The 15,750-nt window shown below is 67.0% G+C and carries 15 protein-coding genes and 3 pseudogenes; 5 read left to right on the top strand and 13 right to left on the bottom strand.

Annotation, left to right across the window (positions count from 1 at the left end; genetic code table 11):
* Window positions 1–70: 70 nt before the first annotated feature.
* The 4 genes from ACFWTE_RS05045 to ACFWTE_RS05030 are packed head-to-tail and all read right to left on the bottom strand — an operon-like array spanning window position 71 to window position 6,108.
* Complete coding sequence (locus ACFWTE_RS05045; protein ID WP_378778029.1) at window positions 71–1,114, bottom strand: 3-oxoacyl-ACP synthase III family protein; 1,044 nt, start codon at window positions 1,112–1,114, stop codon at window positions 71–73.
* Window positions 1,111–2,415: an MFS transporter gene (locus tag ACFWTE_RS05040; RefSeq protein WP_378778028.1), complete on the bottom strand. Its 1,305-nt coding sequence runs from the start codon at window positions 2,413–2,415 to the stop codon at window positions 1,111–1,113. Before ACFWTE_RS05040 ends, ACFWTE_RS05045 begins: the two co-directional genes overlap by 4 nt.
* Window positions 2,402–5,338, bottom strand: coding sequence for an ABC transporter permease (locus ACFWTE_RS05035; protein WP_378778027.1), 2,937 nt, complete (start codon window positions 5,336–5,338; stop codon window positions 2,402–2,404). The genes ACFWTE_RS05040 and ACFWTE_RS05035 overlap by 14 nt, the downstream gene beginning before the upstream one ends.
* Window positions 5,335–6,108 carry an ABC transporter ATP-binding protein gene (locus ACFWTE_RS05030; protein WP_378778026.1) on the bottom strand — a complete coding sequence of 258 codons (774 nt, stop codon included), beginning with the start codon at window positions 6,106–6,108 and terminating at the stop codon, window positions 5,335–5,337. The genes ACFWTE_RS05035 and ACFWTE_RS05030 overlap by 4 nt, the downstream gene beginning before the upstream one ends.
* A gap of 174 nt (window positions 6,109–6,282) precedes the next feature.
* Here ACFWTE_RS05030 and ACFWTE_RS05025 point away from each other — a divergent pair, with 174 nt between their 5' ends.
* Together ACFWTE_RS05025 and ACFWTE_RS05020 are read left to right on the top strand one after the other, a co-directional pair.
* Window positions 6,283–6,882 (top strand): TetR/AcrR family transcriptional regulator, encoded by a 600-nt coding sequence (locus tag ACFWTE_RS05025; RefSeq protein ID WP_378778025.1) that lies wholly within the window; start codon window positions 6,283–6,285, stop codon window positions 6,880–6,882.
* A 357-nt stretch (window positions 6,883–7,239) separates the two neighbouring features.
* On the top strand, window positions 7,240–7,905 hold the full coding sequence (locus ACFWTE_RS05020) for a polymorphic toxin-type HINT domain-containing protein (RefSeq protein ID WP_378778024.1): 666 nt from the start codon (window positions 7,240–7,242) through the stop codon (window positions 7,903–7,905).
* A gap of 973 nt (window positions 7,906–8,878) precedes the next feature.
* Here ACFWTE_RS05020 and ACFWTE_RS05015 read toward each other — a convergent pair.
* On the bottom strand, window positions 8,879–9,616 hold the full coding sequence (locus ACFWTE_RS05015) for a VOC family protein (protein WP_378778023.1): 738 nt from the start codon (window positions 9,614–9,616) through the stop codon (window positions 8,879–8,881).
* 52 nt (window positions 9,617–9,668) lie between these two features.
* Window positions 9,669–9,878, bottom strand: a pseudogene (locus ACFWTE_RS05010) (transposase); the annotation flags it as partial.
* Between the two features lie 518 nt (window positions 9,879–10,396).
* Between ACFWTE_RS05010 and ACFWTE_RS05005 the strand changes: the two are divergent.
* A complete protein-coding gene (locus ACFWTE_RS05005) occupies window positions 10,397–10,567 on the top strand; it encodes a hypothetical protein (protein WP_378778022.1) in 171 nt (56 codons plus the stop codon).
* Window positions 10,568–10,686: 119 nt separating this feature from the next.
* On the opposite strand, the gene ACFWTE_RS05000 is transcribed toward ACFWTE_RS05005, so the two are convergent.
* From ACFWTE_RS05000 to ACFWTE_RS04990, 3 genes are read right to left on the bottom strand one after another with little or no spacing between them, the layout of a single operon-like run.
* The gene (locus ACFWTE_RS05000) at window positions 10,687–11,112 is read right to left on the bottom strand and encodes a hypothetical protein (protein ID WP_378778021.1); all 426 of its coding nucleotides are present in this window, start codon (window positions 11,110–11,112) and stop codon (window positions 10,687–10,689) included.
* Window positions 11,113–11,170: 58 nt separating this feature from the next.
* A complete protein-coding gene (locus ACFWTE_RS04995; RefSeq protein ID WP_378778020.1) occupies window positions 11,171–11,452 on the bottom strand; it encodes a DUF6881 domain-containing protein in 282 nt (93 codons plus the stop codon).
* 28 nt (window positions 11,453–11,480) lie between these two features.
* Window positions 11,481–11,762 (bottom strand): hypothetical protein, encoded by a 282-nt coding sequence (locus ACFWTE_RS04990; protein WP_378778019.1) that lies wholly within the window; start codon window positions 11,760–11,762, stop codon window positions 11,481–11,483.
* Between the two features lie 188 nt (window positions 11,763–11,950).
* Between ACFWTE_RS04990 and ACFWTE_RS04985 the strand changes: the two genes are divergently transcribed.
* A complete protein-coding gene (locus tag ACFWTE_RS04985; protein WP_378778018.1) occupies window positions 11,951–12,121 on the top strand; it encodes a hypothetical protein in 171 nt (56 codons plus the stop codon).
* Window positions 12,122–12,356: 235 nt separating this feature from the next.
* Here the strand turns inward: ACFWTE_RS04985 and ACFWTE_RS04980 are convergent.
* From ACFWTE_RS04980 to ACFWTE_RS04965, 4 genes and pseudogenes are all read right to left on the bottom strand, one after another.
* Window positions 12,357–12,437, bottom strand: a pseudogene (locus ACFWTE_RS04980) (hypothetical protein); the annotation flags it as partial.
* 84 nt (window positions 12,438–12,521) lie between these two features.
* On the bottom strand, window positions 12,522–12,653 hold the full coding sequence (locus tag ACFWTE_RS04975; RefSeq protein WP_378778017.1) for a toxin glutamine deamidase domain-containing protein: 132 nt from the start codon (window positions 12,651–12,653) through the stop codon (window positions 12,522–12,524).
* 44 nt (window positions 12,654–12,697) lie between these two features.
* Window positions 12,698–13,228 (bottom strand): annotated as a pseudogene (locus ACFWTE_RS04970) (GNAT family N-acetyltransferase); the annotation flags it as partial.
* Window positions 13,158–13,382 (bottom strand): hypothetical protein, encoded by a 225-nt coding sequence (locus ACFWTE_RS04965; protein ID WP_378778016.1) that lies wholly within the window; start codon window positions 13,380–13,382, stop codon window positions 13,158–13,160. The gene ACFWTE_RS04965 and the pseudogene ACFWTE_RS04970, both read right to left, overlap by 71 nt.
* A 279-nt stretch (window positions 13,383–13,661) precedes the next feature.
* Here ACFWTE_RS04965 and ACFWTE_RS04960 point away from each other — a divergent pair, with 279 nt between their 5' ends.
* On the top strand, window positions 13,662–15,719 hold the full coding sequence (locus ACFWTE_RS04960) for a S8 family serine peptidase (protein ID WP_378778015.1): 2,058 nt from the start codon (window positions 13,662–13,664) through the stop codon (window positions 15,717–15,719).
* Window positions 15,720–15,750 lie beyond the last annotated feature (31 nt).

The following is a 15,750-nucleotide window of genomic DNA, read 5'->3' as shown; positions in this document are numbered from 1 at the left end:
TCACGAGCGCAGAGGCGCGGCGAGAGGAAGCCTGGTGGACGCGAGCCCGGAAGGATCCAAAAAACACGACCTAGACGCCTGAGCCCTGCTGGCGCAGGCACATGCTTCCCCACAGGAAGCCGGCCCCGATCACGGCGAACATCGTGTGTTCGCCGGGTCGGGGGCGCCCGTCCCTCCTCAACCGGTCCAGCACGGTGAAGATCGTCGCGGCGCCCGTGTTCCCGTACTCCTCGATGGTGGTCACGGCCTTGTCCATCGGCTGCCCCAGGGCGTCCATCAGCCCGGTCACGAGGTTCTTGTTGGCCTGGTGGAAAACGAAGTGGTCGATCTCGTCCGTGGTGAGGTCTGCCAGCTTCAGGGTCTCCTCCAGGTTCGGGGGGATCTGGGTCATGACCTGCCGCCACACCTCGGGCCCGTCCATCTGGAGGAACTGCCGACCCGTGCCGACCACCTTTGGCCCGAACGGCTCGCGCGCGCCCCCCGCGGGAACCTCCACCGCGTGGGACAGCGTCCCCCCCAGACTCCACGACAGCACCCCGCTGCGCTCCTCCACGGGCCCGAGGACGGCGGCTCCCGCGGCGTCCCCGAAGAACACCCGGGTGGTGCGGTCCGCCGGGTCCGTGACGCGTGACAGGGCCTCGGCCCCGATGACCAGGACACGTCGGAAGTGGCCGTTCTGGAGCAGGTGTACCGCCGTCCACATGCCGTACAGCCCGCCGGAGCAGGCCGCCTGGTTCATGTCGAGCGACACCGCCCCGCGCGCGCCGATCCGGTCCGCCACCGTCAGCGCCGTGGAGGGGAGCAGCTGGTCGAAGGTGAACGTCGCGACGATGACGCAGTCGAGTTCGTCGGCGCCGGTCCCGGAGTCCTCCAGGGCGCGCAGGGCCGCGGCCACGCACATGTCGGACGTGTTCTCGCCCTCGGGCAGGAAGCGGCGCTCCCGGATGCCCGTCCTCGACACGATCCACTCGTCGCTCGTGTCCAGGTGGCGGCCCAGGTCCTCGTTGGTGACGACCACCCCGGGTACGTGGGAGCCCACGCCCAGGATGCCGACGGGGACCTTGTTCAGCAGGGTGTTGCCGGAGGTGGTCGAGATGTTCTCATCTGATCTCATGGCGCTTCCTTCGCGCTGGGCGCTTCGTCGGAGGACTTCCCCGCCGGGCGGTCCGGCTGTCGTGGGAAGGAGGTCAGCTCACGGGTGGCAGGCAACGCGGTGACGAGCGCGGCCACACCCAGCAGGAGCAGGGCGAAACCCGAGAACAGCAGAGGGGGACCGGTGTACTGCACACCGAACCCGGCCACCAGCGGACCGAGCGGTGCCACCGCCCCGGAGATGAACGTGCACGCGCTGCCCACCCGGGCCTGGAGGCGGTCGGGTGTGGTCAGCAACTGGTAGGTGCCGAGGATGATGGAGAGCAGGGGCGCCAGGGCCACGGCCACGGCCAGGGGGAACACCACGCTCCAGTGGTCGATGAGCGGGATGGCCGCCACGACCGTGAGGGGGAGCACCCAGAGGGTGACCAGGACCAGGGACCTGGGGGAGAAGCGCCGGAGGAGGGCGGAGGCCCCCAGCGCCCCGCAGATCCCCCCGAGGCCGGCCGTGCCCAGCACGACGCCGATCGTGGCGCTCCCGACCCCCGCGTCGGCGCCGACCATGACGACCGTCAGCAGCACCCCGTTGATCACCAGGTTCGGGGTGGCGCCGGCGAGCAGCAGGACCTGGAGCGGGGGGCGCTCCCCGATCCAGGAGAACGCCTCCGTCCAGCGCCGGTGCCACGGCTCCTCCCCGGACGCCGCCGGTTCGCGGGGACTCTGCAATCTCTCCCGGACGAACACCAGCCCGATCGCCGCGACCGCGTGGCCCGCGGCGGCGGCGCCGAACGGCAGGACACGCGACACCGCCATCAGCCATCCGCCCGCGACCGGCCCGAGGATGGACGCGATCTGGTTGCGCGCCTCGTTCTGGCCCACCGCGTCGGACAGTTGGGAGGGGGGCACGATGTGCCGCAGCGCCGCCCGTTCGGCGAAGCGGTAGCCCTCGTGGCCCACCACGTCGACCAGCGCCACCGCCACCACCGCCCACAGGAGCAGCGTGGAGTCGCCGACCAGGACCAGCACCAGGACCAGGAATCCCATGGCCAGCGCCCGGGACCCCTGCGCGCCGATCATCAGGGCGCGCCGGTCGAACCGGTCGGCCGCGGCTCCGCCGGGAAGCCTGGCCGCGATGGCGGCGACCCCCAGGGCGAAGGTCACCGTGCCGACCAGGGCCGGGGTGCCCCCCGAGTCCAGGAGGAGGAGGGGGTAGGCCACGGCTCCCATACCGGGGCCGAGCTGCGCGACGAACTGACCGGTCCACAGGATGCGGAAGGACCGGTTGCGGCGCAGGGGGGCCGGCCGGGTCTCAGGTCCGGTCACGGAGCGCCTCCGCGGGTGGGACGTCGCCCGCGCGCCGCGACGCGAGAACGGACACCAGTGTGGAGAACAGGAGGGTGGCCCCGATGATCACGACGAGCACGGCCACGGGGACCGTGTAGGTCACCCCCGGCAGATCGACCCGCAGCGAGTCGACGAGGCCCGGGGACACGGCGAAGCCCAGCCCCACACCGAGCGAGATGCCGCTCACGGTGACCACCAGCGACTCGATGAGGAAGAGCTGGCGGATTCCGGAGCGCTGCATGCCGATGGCGCGCAGCACCCCGATCTGGTTGCGGCGCTCGGTGATCGACCTGATGCTGACCACGCCCAGGGCCGAGCACCCGACGACGAGTCCGAAGCCCATGAAGGCCATCAGCAGCCACTGCACGACCCCGTTGGAGGAGGCGCGGAACTCCACCTCCTCCTGGAGCGGCGTGACCGTGACCCCGTGGTCCAGCAGGGCGCGCCGGGCGGCGAGCGCGACCTCCTCGACCTCCTCCCGGTCGTCGGCGGCGACGAACCAGTGCGTGGGGGAGGCGTCCTCACCGGTGATCCTGGCCAGCCCCTCGGTCGAGGTCACGACGTCCCCGAGGTACTCGGCGCTCCGGTCCACGACCCCGATGACGCGCAGTGTGGTGGTGTCGCCGTCGGGACCGGTCACCTCCAGACGCAGGTCCCCCGGCAGCTCCTCGTCCAGGACGTCCACGCCCTCCAGTTCCAGGTCGCTCCCGCCGCCCACGAAGGCCGCCGAGTCGCTGGGGATCATGGTCCCGGAGACGACGGCGGTGTTCGGGGAGCGGCGCAGCTCGTCCCAGACCTCCTCGGAGGAGTCCAGGCCCGGGGCCCGGAGGAAGACCGGGTAGCGGTTGCCGAGGATGTAGTCGTCGTCGGCCCCCCAGACCCCGACCTCCTCGGCGCCCGCCTCGGCGTCGATCTGGCGGGCCCGCACGGAGACGTCGGCGTACCCGCCGATCCGGCCCACCTCCGAGGTGTCGATGTGCGGGCTCTCCTCGAAGACGTCGCGCAGGTCCGGGGGCGCCCCGCCCGGGGAGACCCAGGACGCCTGGAGGTCGAACCCGCCCGTCACCGGCCGGTGGTCGGAGTAGATCTGGTTGACGGCCGCGGTGACGAAGCCGCTGAGGGTGATCGTCAGGACCACGATGCTCAGCATCGCGATCGTCATCCCCGAACGGAGCCGGTTCCGGACGGAGTAGGCCACCGCGATGGGGATGACCGAGGTCATCCTCGGCAGCGGCGCCAGGAGGCGCCGCAGGGCCCGCTGCACGAGGTCGTCGTTGGACACGAACAGCCAGACGCCCGCGCCGACCAGGGCGACGCCGGAGAGGAAGAAGAGCGTGATGCCGGACCCGGTCTCGCCGAACAGCTCACCGGGCAGCGACCACAGGACGATGATCGCCACCGCTCCCGCGGAGTGGGCGAGGCGCCGCGGGACCCGCACGCGCGAAAGCCCGGCACCCAGGGCCCCGCACACCAGGGTGAGCCCGGTGAGCGTCTCGGCCGCGGTTCCGTTCTGCAGGCCCAGGGCCGTGGTCGCGAGCCCGGCGAGCAGGGCCAGGATTGGCAGGACCACGGCCCGGCGACGGGACCGGGGCGGTACCTCGGCTCCGCGCAGCGCCGCGACGATGTCCACCTTCGAGGCCCGCAGGGCCACGAGCGCGAAGACCACCGCGATGACGCCCACGCCGATGAGGTAGGCGGTGGCCATGGCCGCGGGGTCGAACTCGAACTCCAGGCGCGGCGGAGGCAGGGCCGGGTCCGCGACCCGATCGCTGAGCACACGCGACGCGCCCGCTCCGACCGCCCAGCCCAGGAGGGTTCCGGCCGTGGACGCCAGGATCGCGTACCCCAGTCCCTCCAGGGCCAGGACGAAGGCGAGCCGGCCGCGGTTCATGCCCATGGCCCGGAGGACGCCGAACTCCGCCTGGCGCTCGCCGGCCAGCATCATCACGACGAGGACGATGAGGAGCACGCCCGCCACCATGGACAGCTGGCCGAACAGCAGGAACAGGGTCGACAGGTCGGCCGCGAGCCGGTCCGCGCTCTCGTGCGCGAAGGCGCGCAGGGGGTCGGCCTCCCAGCCGTTGGCGCGGGCGAGGGAGGACAGTTCACCGTGGACGGGGTCCTCCCGCTCCTCCCAGGTGACTTCGCGGTCGTAGGCCAGGGTGACGATGTTGACCTGGCCGGGGAGGTCGGTGATCTCCTGGAGTTCGCGCAGGGACACGACCGCGGAGGCGGGAGGCGCCAGGGGGGCGCCGGTCTCGTACACGCCGACGACGCGCATGGCGCGGCCGGCGACGGTGAGGACGTCTCCCCGGTCCGCGCGCAGGTCGCGGGAGGCGGCCCCGCTGAGCAGGATGTCGTCCTCGCGGAGACCGTCGCGCGCCAGCGGTGCGCCCGACGAGTCCACGAGCCGGATCGCGTCGTCGTCGTTCGCGGCCCCGATCACGGTGAGCCCCGGTTCGCCGCGCTCGGTGCGCTCGTGCTCCACGGGGACGGGGAGGTTGAGCAGTGAGGAGACCGTGGTGCCGGGTTCGTCCAGGGCGTCCTCGATGGAGCGGACGTCGTCGGAGTCCAGGGCGGACGGCCCGGTGCCAGCGGCCTCCCCCGGCTCCTCCTGGTCGTCCGTCCCCACCGTGGTCACGACCGCGTCGACCCCGCCCAGGTCCGCGGTCTGCTGAGCCCGCATCGCCTGGTGGAGTGCGGCCTCCAGGGTGAAGGAGGCGGAGAACAGCAGGGCGGCGAGGGAGAGGCCCAACGCCACGAGAAGGGTCTGGGCCGGTCGGCGGAAGGCGTTGCGCATGGCGATGCGCACGCTCAGCCGGCCTCGCGGGGAGAGTGTCACCAGGGCGATCAGCAGCAGCGGAGAGGCCACCGCGACCGCGAGGGTGATTCCGTGGCTCATCCGTCATCCCCCGGCGAGGCGTCGGAGGGGTCGGAGGCCGGGCGCGCGGAGTTGTCCTCGACGCGGTCCACCCGGCCGTCGGCCATGTGGACCTCGCGGTCCCCGTAGGCGGCCACGTCGGGATCGTGCGTGACCATGATCAGCGTGAGGCCGTCGGCGTGGAGTCCGCGCAGCAGGCGCAGCACCTCCGAGGTCGAGGCGGAGTCCAGGGCGCCGGTCGGTTCGTCGGCCCACACGATGGCGGGATCGTGCACGATTCCGCGGGCGATCGCCACCCGCTGCTGCTGGCCGCCGCTCAGTTGGGAGGGGAGGTGGCGGGAGCGGTCGGCCAGGCCCACCCGCTCCAGGGCGGAGAGCGCTCTGGAACGCGCGTTGCCGGGGCGGGCGCCGCCGAGGAGGAGCGGCATCTCCACGTTCTCCAGTGCCGAGAGCACCGGGATCAGGTTGTACCCCTGGAAGACGAATCCCATCCGGCGCGCGCGCCGGACGGTCCGCTTGCGCTCGGAGAGGGCGTGGATGTCCTCGCCCTCGACGAGCACCGTGCCGCCGTCGATCCTGTCCAGGCCGGAGGCGCAGTTCAGCAACGTCGACTTCCCGCAACCGGAGGGTCCCATGATCGACACCCATTCGCCTTCGGTGACGGTCAGCGAGACGTTTCTGAGCGCGGAGGAGGAGGCCTGGCCCTCTCCGTACGTTTTCGTTATGTCCTTCACATGAATGACTGGGGTGGTCACAGATCGCCTCGCGGTCGTCGCGGTCGGTATGAGCATTGCCGTGGAAGGAATTGCTTTGTCGCGTGAATCATCGGCGCTCTCGCAGGTCTCAGGCTTCGTGGCAGGCGTACTTTGCTCTCCGTGACTTCTTGTATTCGTTTCGGTGGTCCTACTGTCAATGTGCTGTTACGGGCGTATTGATAATCAACTCCACTGTGCCATGATGGGCGGATGCCAAAAGTTGTGGACAAAGTGGGAAGACGCCGTCGGATCGTCGACGCGCTGTACCGGATCGCCGCCAAGGAGGGTTTGGAGGGGGTCAGTATTCGCGCTGTCGCAGCGGAGGCGCAGATATCGGCGGGTGCGGTCCAGAGAGAGTTCGGCACCAAGGAGGAGCTGCTCCACTTCGCTTTCCAGGTCGTCACGGACGAGATCACTGCATGCTTCGGGGTTTTCCAGGACGGGGTCGGGCGCCCCGCTTTTCCGGAGGTCCTGCGACAGGTGCTCGTGGATCTGCTGCCCACTGACGAACGGAGGCTGGCCCAGGTGCGGGCCTGGAGCGTCCTCTATGCGCGCGCCGCGGTCGATCCCGCGTTCGGGGAGATGCTCTCGGTGCTGGACGACAGGCTCCGCGCCGGATTCCTGCGGGCCCTGGAGCACGCGCACGACGAGGGTGAGCTGACCTCCGTGAAGGACCCGGAGGCCGTCGCCGAGCTGCTCCTGGTGGCCGTCGACGGGCTGTGGGCGGGGTGCGCGAGGCTGTCCGAGGGCGACCGTCCGGACCGCCAGCTGGCCGCGGTCGAGGCCGCGGTGTCCCTGCTGGCCCGGTGACGCCGCCGACCGTCCTCGGCGTGCGCGACCCCCGGGCGTCCTGAGGCGGGTCGGAGGTGGTGGGCGCCGAAGCGCGCCGGGGGGATGGCCTCCATCAGGGCAACTCCTTACTTTCTCCACGTGACCTGCGGCCGTGTGGACGGGCGCAGGGGACGCCGTGGTCTACCGCCTGTTCGCGAGCATGGAGCAATCTTCCAGCGGGGCCTTGCGTGTTCCTTGCGCGAACCTTGAACGGGGTTCGGTCGCGCGTTCCCCGGCCCCTCGCACCGCCTGGCCTGCCCTACCCGCCCCGGGCGGGCCCGTGCGGTCGGAGAGTGGGCGGAGAGCGCGCGGGGCGGGCCCACGTATTCGGCCCGGATGCCGGAGAACGTCCCCGAGAACGCGTACGGCGGCAGGGCGGTTTCATCCTTGGTGGGCAGTGACGTTCGTGCTGTTCGGGGAAGCCCGATCACATCCAGCGGGCGGGTGAACGCCTCATACGACACCCATCGGGTGGCCGCGTACGGTCCTGACCACCATCGTGGGCGAGGGTGCCAAGACCCTGGTCGAGGTCACCGTCCACACCGCCACGCAGATCGACGCCCACACCCTGGACGTGGGAGGCCTGCCGGACGGTCCGTCGCGCCCGGGGCCGGCGGTGCTGGGCGACGCGATCACCGCGACCGACGGTCACCCCTTCTGGGCGAGTGGGTCGACGCCGCCGACCTCGTCCCCGGGATGTGGTTCCTCTCCTCCGAGGACACCTTGGTCCAGGTCGCCGGCATGCGGGTCCGGACCGAGCCGGAACGGGTCCACAACCTCACCGTCCAGGACCTCCACACGCACCATGTGAGGGCGGGGGACGCGCCGGTACTCGTCCACAACTGCAGTGTGGCGCCAACGGATCACTATCTCCCCATGCCGGACGCAGCTCAGGCTTTTGGGCTCCGCTTGAGCCGACTCCGGCTATCCCGAGGACATGGGGGATTTGATATATCCAGAAGGCGGGATGCCTTCGCATCTAGATCCTGGAGCAGGGGATAAGGCCCTGGGGGAGTTTGTGGAAAGATGGCGGGAAAGTCTGGCTCGACGCCTGCCCAAGTGTCGGACTTCGGTCAACTGAGAGTGTTTCGTGCCGAGTGTGATGGAGACTCTGGTGTGTGCCGGGATCGCTTCCCGTCACTCCCATCGGGCATCAGAAAAGGGTGAGGCCGTCAGGGCCCGCATCACTCTCCGCCTCGGGGCGACAGAGCGGCCTCGGGCAGATCGTGTGCGCTTTCGAGACGCTGATGACCCCACCCGCCCGAGGACACAGGTCCAATCTGCTGCGGGTGGCCCGGGCGTCCCCTGCTGATCGCAAGGGGCTTGGCGTCGGTGAACGCCTCGTGCAAGGTCGTGCTACTCGGACCGCTGGTGCGTCTTCCACGCACGGTGGACTTCTCGCCGGCGCTCGTATTCCTTCTTCGCGCGGAGCCGCGGATCGTTTGCGGGGGTCTGGTCCGCCGGGCCCATCACCTGCAGGAGCGCGTAGTTGATGCGGAACCCCGTCCTGTACAGCAACGAGAACGAGTCTTTCCCACGCGGCTTGTCCATGGCCGTCCACCTCACTGTTCGCCGGGATCGCGGTCGCACGCCGCGAGAGTGCGATCGAGCAGAAAATCCATCGCCGTGAAATCCGCGGTCTTCCCCGCCAAGCAGCGTACTTGCCAGGTTTTCGCCGTCCCGGTCGGCCCGCCCTACACGAGCACGGCCACCGAACGGCTTCATGGTTCCAGAGCGCCGCAGCGTCCAGCCTGACTGGTCAACAGCCCAGTCAGCGCAGCTCAGGGCAGGCCCCTGAGACGTTTCGTTCCGGGTGCGAAGGAGGCTACCGCGCGTGCCGGGGCCGCCTCCCGGCACTCGTCTTCTCTGATCCTCAGGATGAGACTTGGGCCGGAGGTGGGGGAGGCCGGGGCCTGGTCGTACTGACCTGAGTGGTTAGGTACGCGGGAGGCAGGAGGGTCGACCGGGTTCGCCCTCAGCCCGGGGTGAGGACACAGAACTCGTTGCCCTCGGGGTCGGCCAGAACCGTCCACGGCACGTCACCCTGCCCCAGGTCGACGTCGGTGGCACCGAGGGACCGCAGCCGGTCCGCCTCCGCCGCCTGGTCGTCATCGGGGTAGGGCCTCAGGTCGAGGTGGGTGCGGTTCTTCACGGTCTTCACCTCGACGGAGCGGACGAACTCCAGGTACGGGCCGACCTTCTCCGAGGAACGCAGGAGCGCGTGTTCGTCTGTCACCTCGTGCACGGTCCAGTCCGTCGCATCGCTCCAGAAACGGGCCATGGCCCGTGGATTGGCGCAGTCGAGCAGCACTGCGGCCATCGGGCCGGTGTCCCGGTAGAGCGCTCGGGGCTCCAGCACGCGGAACTCGTTGCCCTCGGGGTCGGCCAAGGCGGCCCAAGGGACATCTGCCTGCCCCCGGTCGGCGGGGGTCGCGCCGAGATCCTTCAATCGCGCGACCAGCTCAGCCAGATGGGTCGTGGATGTGGTGGCGAGGTCCACGCGCACGCGGTTCCGCACCGTTTTGGGTTCGGGAACGCGAAGCACGTCGACACAGAGTGCGATGGGATCGGGGTAGGAGAAGCCCTCAGGTTCGAGGTTGGTGACGCCGGGCCCCTCGCTGGAGGCCTGCCAACCGAGTGCCTGTGCCCAGAAACGGCCGAGCGCGGCGTCATCCTGGGCGTTCATCGCGATCTGGACAAGTCGAGTGGCCATGGCGCCGATCGTAGGCCCACACGGGTCGGGCCGCCCAGCCCTTTCCGCCGGCTCAGAGCTCATCTCCTCTGGTGGGTCGGCGGTAGCGGATCAGTGTGCAGGCGATGCCGGCGAAGGCCAGGAAGCGGTCGGCTTTGCGCTCGTAGCGGCGGTGCGGGCGGCGGCATCCGGACAGCCAGGCCATGGTTCGCTCCACCTGCCACCGGTGTTGCCGCAGGTGGCGCGGAAGGCGGCGAGCCCCGCGCCTGGCATGAGCACGTGCTGTGCGTGATGTGTTGCCCGACGGGCTCTGAAGATCGTCCAGACCCTACTGCCTCCCGCACCGAAAACCGGCCGGCCCCGTGCGGACCCCAGAGCCGTGTTGACCACGGTGCTGTTCGTCCAGGCCTCGGACTGCTGTAGGGAGAAGGCCGACGGCTTGTTCGGAACCGCACGCGCTACCGCGCACCGCTGGTCTCAGACCTGGGCCCAGACGGGCCTGCGGCCCACGATCTACCAGGCCGTCCTTGACGAGTTGGGCAGAGGCGCCCTGTTGGACCGGTCCCGCGCCACCGCCGACTCCCCCTCGATCCGCGCGAGAGAGAAGGAGGACACGGGGCCAAACCCCGCTGACCAAGGCAAACTCGGCTCCAAGCTCCACCTGCTGTGCGACAACCAAGGGTTGCCGCTGATCCGCGCGATCTCCGCGGCCAACGTCAACGACGGCGAAGCACTCCCATTCCTAGGATGGGGTATCCCCGCGGTGCGGTCGCGACGATGCCCCGCAGGCGGCGTCCAGGCATGCTCCACGGTGACAAGGCCGACCACTTCCGAAACCAGCGCTGGTGGCTGCGCGAACGCGGCATCGGTGCGTGCCTGGCCCGTTCCGGCATCGAGTCCTCCCACGACTGGGACGGTACCGGTACAAGGTCGAGTGCTCGATCGCCTGGCCGGGCTCTTGCCGAAGGCTGAACGTGCGCTGGGAGCGCAAGGCCTCCACTTTCCCTACCATGCTCGGCATCGCCTGCATGCTCATCTGCTATAAACACCTGACCAAGCATGCTGATGGATTCTGAGATGAGCTCTAAGGATCACCCACACAATCCAGGCCCCATCTCGACTTCTACCCCTCTATCACTAAGAAGCTTGGCTAGAAGGTCGACCTCCACGCGCGTTCCCTCATATCCAGAGGAAGTCACGTTCTGACCAAATTCCTTGGCCTCGCTGATGGATGTGCCAAAAACTTCCCTGAAAACCTTTAGTAGCACACCTTTTCTTTGCACCTCCCCCACAACCTTCAAGCACTCCACGCCATGCCGCTCAATCAACAAGGCACGCACATGGGCAGGGGCAGGACCCCATACCCATTGGTGCGAGACCTGGGTTCCGGGGCACTCCCACTCGATCTCCCAACGGAGCTTGTCGTTTTTAGCCAGTTGAACCACCCAGCCTTCCCGAGCGCCACCGCACTCCTCACACGTGTCAGTCAAGCGAACAGCTTGCTCGACCATCACCACCCCCGCATACTCTGATACCTGTGTTTAGCCACCGCCATGGCCCAGATTCGGTTGAACATCAAGAACCCGAGCGGGCCTCAATCCAAGCGCGATCAAACTCTTCAGGGGCGATCTCCTCGGCAATAAATTCTGCCTTGCTAGAAATTTCTTCCAATGGGGGGAACGGTATTTCTGCGAGGCCGACGGTCGCGGTCTCGAAATCTTCACTCGCCCACTCGGGCCTCCCGTCTCGATATACTTGAACCTTCCGGGTTTCGCATCTGTCGTCATCAATCTCGCTGAAATAAAGTACAGGTTCATCGGAAGATTCATGAAACCACACAACCTTGACGTACATCATTTAATTCCTCTCAGGGTCCAGAATTGCATTAAACAGGGAAGCCAAGCTCTCGGTACCCCATTACTCGCCCGATCCCCATGAATTTACACCTCCCAGTTTTCCTGTCGACCTCGATGGGCACATTGCCGATCATGCGCTCCTCCCACTTTCCCTCTTTGAGGAAGGCGGCAGAATCCCAGGGTACGATGACGTAGTTCTCGTGGCAGAAAATGTCTCGCTCGGAGATTATTCCTTTTTGAATGATTGACTTGCTGATCGCATCCTCAAAGAATTCCCTGGCGAGATCGACGGCTTCTTCTCTTTTCATCACGGTGTATGTGTCCTTATTAAAATATAGTAGTGCCAGTTTGCCACATGGCCCGCTATCCTAAACCGTCCGTCCAAGAAGACCACACGTCCATGATCATTGATGGCATTGAAAACGTATCCTGTTCCCACCCTGGGATGGGGTATCCCCGCGGTGCGGTCGCGACGATGCCCCGCAGGCGGCGTCCAGGCATGCTCCACGGTGACAAGGCCGACCACTTCCGAAACCAGCGCTGGTGGCTGCGCGAACGCGGCATCGGTGTGTGCCTGGCCCGTTCCGGCATCGAGCCCTCCCACGACTGGGACGGTACCGGTACAAGGTCGATCGCTCGATCGCCTGGCCGGGCTCTTGCCGAAGGCTGAACGTGCGCTGGGAGCGCAAGGCCTCCACTTTCCCTACCATGCTCGGCATCGCCTGCATGCTCATCTGCTATAAACACCTGACCAAGCATGCTGATGGATTCTGAGATGAGTCCTAAATCGAGTACCCCATGTCCCTGTAGTCCAGGACCTTCATGATGTCGATGAAATCGCACGCTCCGTTCTCCAGGTCGACCTGGATGGGGACATTTCCCACGAGGCCATCCTCCACCTTCCCTGTCTTCAGGTAAGAAACGGTGTTGTAGGGGGCAATGAGATGCCCTTCATGTTGAAATGCCTCCTCGCGCATGACCTTCACATCATTGTGCTTCCATTCTCTTGATTCTGACTCAAGAAATTCCTCGGCCTTGGCGAGGGCGATTTCTCGATCTGCTTTCGACACCTAGTTCCCCCTGATGAGATAGTAGTAGCGCCACCTGTCGGCATGGTCGGCGACGCCTCGTTGTGCGTCAAGGAACACGACGTGGCCTTCGTTGTTCCTGACGTTGAAAGCGTGACCTGTCGTCCCCCACATTTGAAATGCTCCCTCTCATACGTGGAGTTGACGTGTTCGAAGGCCTGGTTCTTTGGAGAGCGGGCGCACCATATCCTCTTGAGCCCCAGCTCGTCGAAGCCGAGCCGGAGCAGGAGTTCGACGAGTTCGCTACCGAACCCCTGCCCCCACAGGTTCGGTCGCAGGGCGAAACCGACCTGTGCTCTGTGGGGCCGCTCGTCCACGGCCACGCGCGCGGCGCCGACAAGCTGGCCTTGCCGCGCGACAGCGAGCATGTAGACGCTTCTGTCCAGCCGCTCGGAACCGGTAATCGCGGCCTTGGCCACCGCCGCTCTCCTGTGCGGCACCCCGGTCCCGGTGAGTAGTCCCGTTCCAGCGCGGTAGCCGGATCGCCGAGCACACCAGGAGCTGTACGGCTCTGTTCGCCCCGGGCGATGAGCCGGTTGTACCAGTCTCTGGACTGGTGTTTTCTCGTTGTCGGCGAGGGTCGAACATCGGATCAAAGGTCCACTACTGAGTTTTTCGTTAGTTGTGTGGGGGTGAAGGGTGGATCTCCAGCCCGGCGTGGGCCAGGAAGGACCATGGGAACCGGTCATCTTCGCAGACCCGGTCGATACCGCGCTCGGCGGCATCGGCGACGTCGGCCGGGTGGTCACCGGCCACGTTGGCCGGCTCACGTGTCCTGATGGCCGGCCACAGCATCTCCACGGAGTTGAGCTCAGGGGCACCATCGGGCGCCGCGCCCGGCATCGGCGGCGTGGTAACCCGATGCGGCGGCCATTACGGCCCGCTTCCAGTGCCCGCAACGAACGGGTGAGATGACCAGCACGATCCGCGACCTTCAGCTACGAAAAAACGAACAAAAGGCACCCTTGTCTCCAATTCGGGCTCCAGGCCTGTCTCCGGGGGCAGATATTCACCCCGACTCGCCTTCTGTCCAAAGGCCGACGTCTTCTTTCGGTAGAAACTAAATCAGATCACCCGCCGTCGTCGCGTTTCATCCCTTCGAGCTCCGGGCAGAAAACGCTCATGGCACGCATAGAAATCAACGGATTCTCCTTCGACCCTGTGGCCCAGGCCGAGCAGGTCGGCCTGGCCTCCCGGGAGGCCCCCGACGCCTCCCAGTCCAACTACGTATTGGTTCAGGCGCAGGAGCCTCTGTCCGAGGAACAGAGGTCGCAACTGGCCGCGCTGGGTGCCGAAATTCACGAATATGTTCCCGATAACACGTATATGTGCGGCTACCAGCCCAGTGGCCTGGGGGAGATCCGCGCCCTGCCGTTCGTGGTGTGGGCCGATGTCTACTTTCCAGGGCTGAAGATTCCGCCATCGCTGCGCCCCGAAGCGGCCGAACCTGTATTCACGGAATCGTTGGCTTCGGTTTTCGTGCCGCCCTCCAACACCCTCCGGGAAGTCGATGTGGTCCTCCACCAGGACGTCAGCCCCGGAACGGAGGGGGTCAGAGAGCACATAGCTGCCGTTTCCCACCAGGACGCGAGCGATCTTCGGTTGGGAAACCACAAGGTACGGATCACGGTCGAGGAGGGGAAGCTCGGTGACCTCGCGGCCCTCGACGAAGTCCGCAACATCGAGGAGGTTCCCCAGTGGAAACTGTTCAACAATGTGGCGTCCAAGATCCTCGAAGCCGACGTCAGCATCGACGGAACGCCTTACAAGGGCGAGGGAGAGGTCGTCGCGGTCGCTGATACCGGATTCGACAAGGGGTCCACCACGGACGCGCATCCGGCGTTCCACGGGAGGGTGGCCAAACTGTACGCCCTGGGGCGTCCACAGCAGAACAAATCCGACGATCCGCAGGGGCACGGCACGCACGTGGCGGGATCGGTCCTGGGAGACTGCGAATCCGCCACGATGGGCGGAAGTATCCGGGGGACCGCGCCGGAGGCCAGGCTGGTTCTGCAGTCCCTGTGGGGTTCGGATTTCCTGGGGCGTGTTGGACTCGTCGGCATCCCCGCCGACCTGAACGACCTGTTCCTGCCGCCTTACCGCGACGACGGTGCCCGGATCCACACGAACTCCTGGGGTGACAGCACGCCGGGGAGGCCCTACAACGCGAGCGCGCACGAGATCGATGAATTCGTGTGGAACCATCCCGATATGGTGATCTGTTTCGCCGCTGGAAACAGCGGAAATGATCTCAACGCGAACGGGGTCGTCGACGCCGGTTCGATCGGATCACAGGCAGCGGCCAAGAACTGCATCACGGTGGGTGCCAGCGAGAGCGACCGCCCGAATTTCCAGCCGAAATACGGCGATTTCTGGCCTGCCGATTTTCCCGCTGACCCGCTCAAGTCCGACCAGCAGGCCGATTCCCCCGCAGGGCTGGCGGCCTTCAGTAGTCGTGGGCCGACGAAGGAGGGACGGATCAAGCCTGACGTCGTGGCACCGGGGACGTGTATCCTTTCGGCGCTTTCACGCGCTGTTACCAGAGTGGATGGGACATTCGGTTCGTCCAGGGACCCGAAACTGTTCTTCAGCAGCGGTACGAGCATGGCCACCCCGCTCGTCGCCGGGTGTGTCGCCGTCCTGCGCGAGACCCTGGTGAAGAACGGCGTCACCGATCCCAGCGCGGCGCTGATCAAGGCACTGCTCATCAACGGTGCCGCGGAGCTGGCCGGACAGTACTCGCCTTCCGAGAGCGGGACTTCTCCCAACAACAACTCCGGCTTCGGACGTGTCAACCTCGCGGACTCGATCATCATCCCGGGCGCCGATGCCAGTGCCGGATGCGAGCAGGGGCAGCCGCTGGAGCAGGGAGAGGAGCACACCGTCACGATCCGGGTGCCCCGGCCCGCCACCAACGGCGGTACCTCGCTCAGGGCCACACTGGTGTGGACCGACCCGCCGGGCGCCGCCTTGCAGAACGACCTCGACCTGATCGTGCGGTCCTCCGACGGCGAGGAACGGCACGGGAACATGGGTACCTCGGAGGGTTTCGACCGCTCGAACAACATCGAGCAGGTGGTGTGGACCGACCTTCCCCCAGGAGAGGTGATGATCACCGTTCGGGCTCATCGCATCACCCGCTTTCCCCAGCCCTACGCCTACACGTGGCGGATCAGCTGACGGTGGGGCATCGAGGCTCCCACACGCTGGT

It is taken from the genome of Nocardiopsis sp. NPDC058631, from assembly GCF_042716955.1.
In the GTDB taxonomy this organism is placed as follows: domain Bacteria; phylum Actinomycetota; class Actinomycetes; order Streptosporangiales; family Streptosporangiaceae; genus Nocardiopsis.
This window is presented reverse-complemented; position numbering and strand designations above follow the sequence as displayed.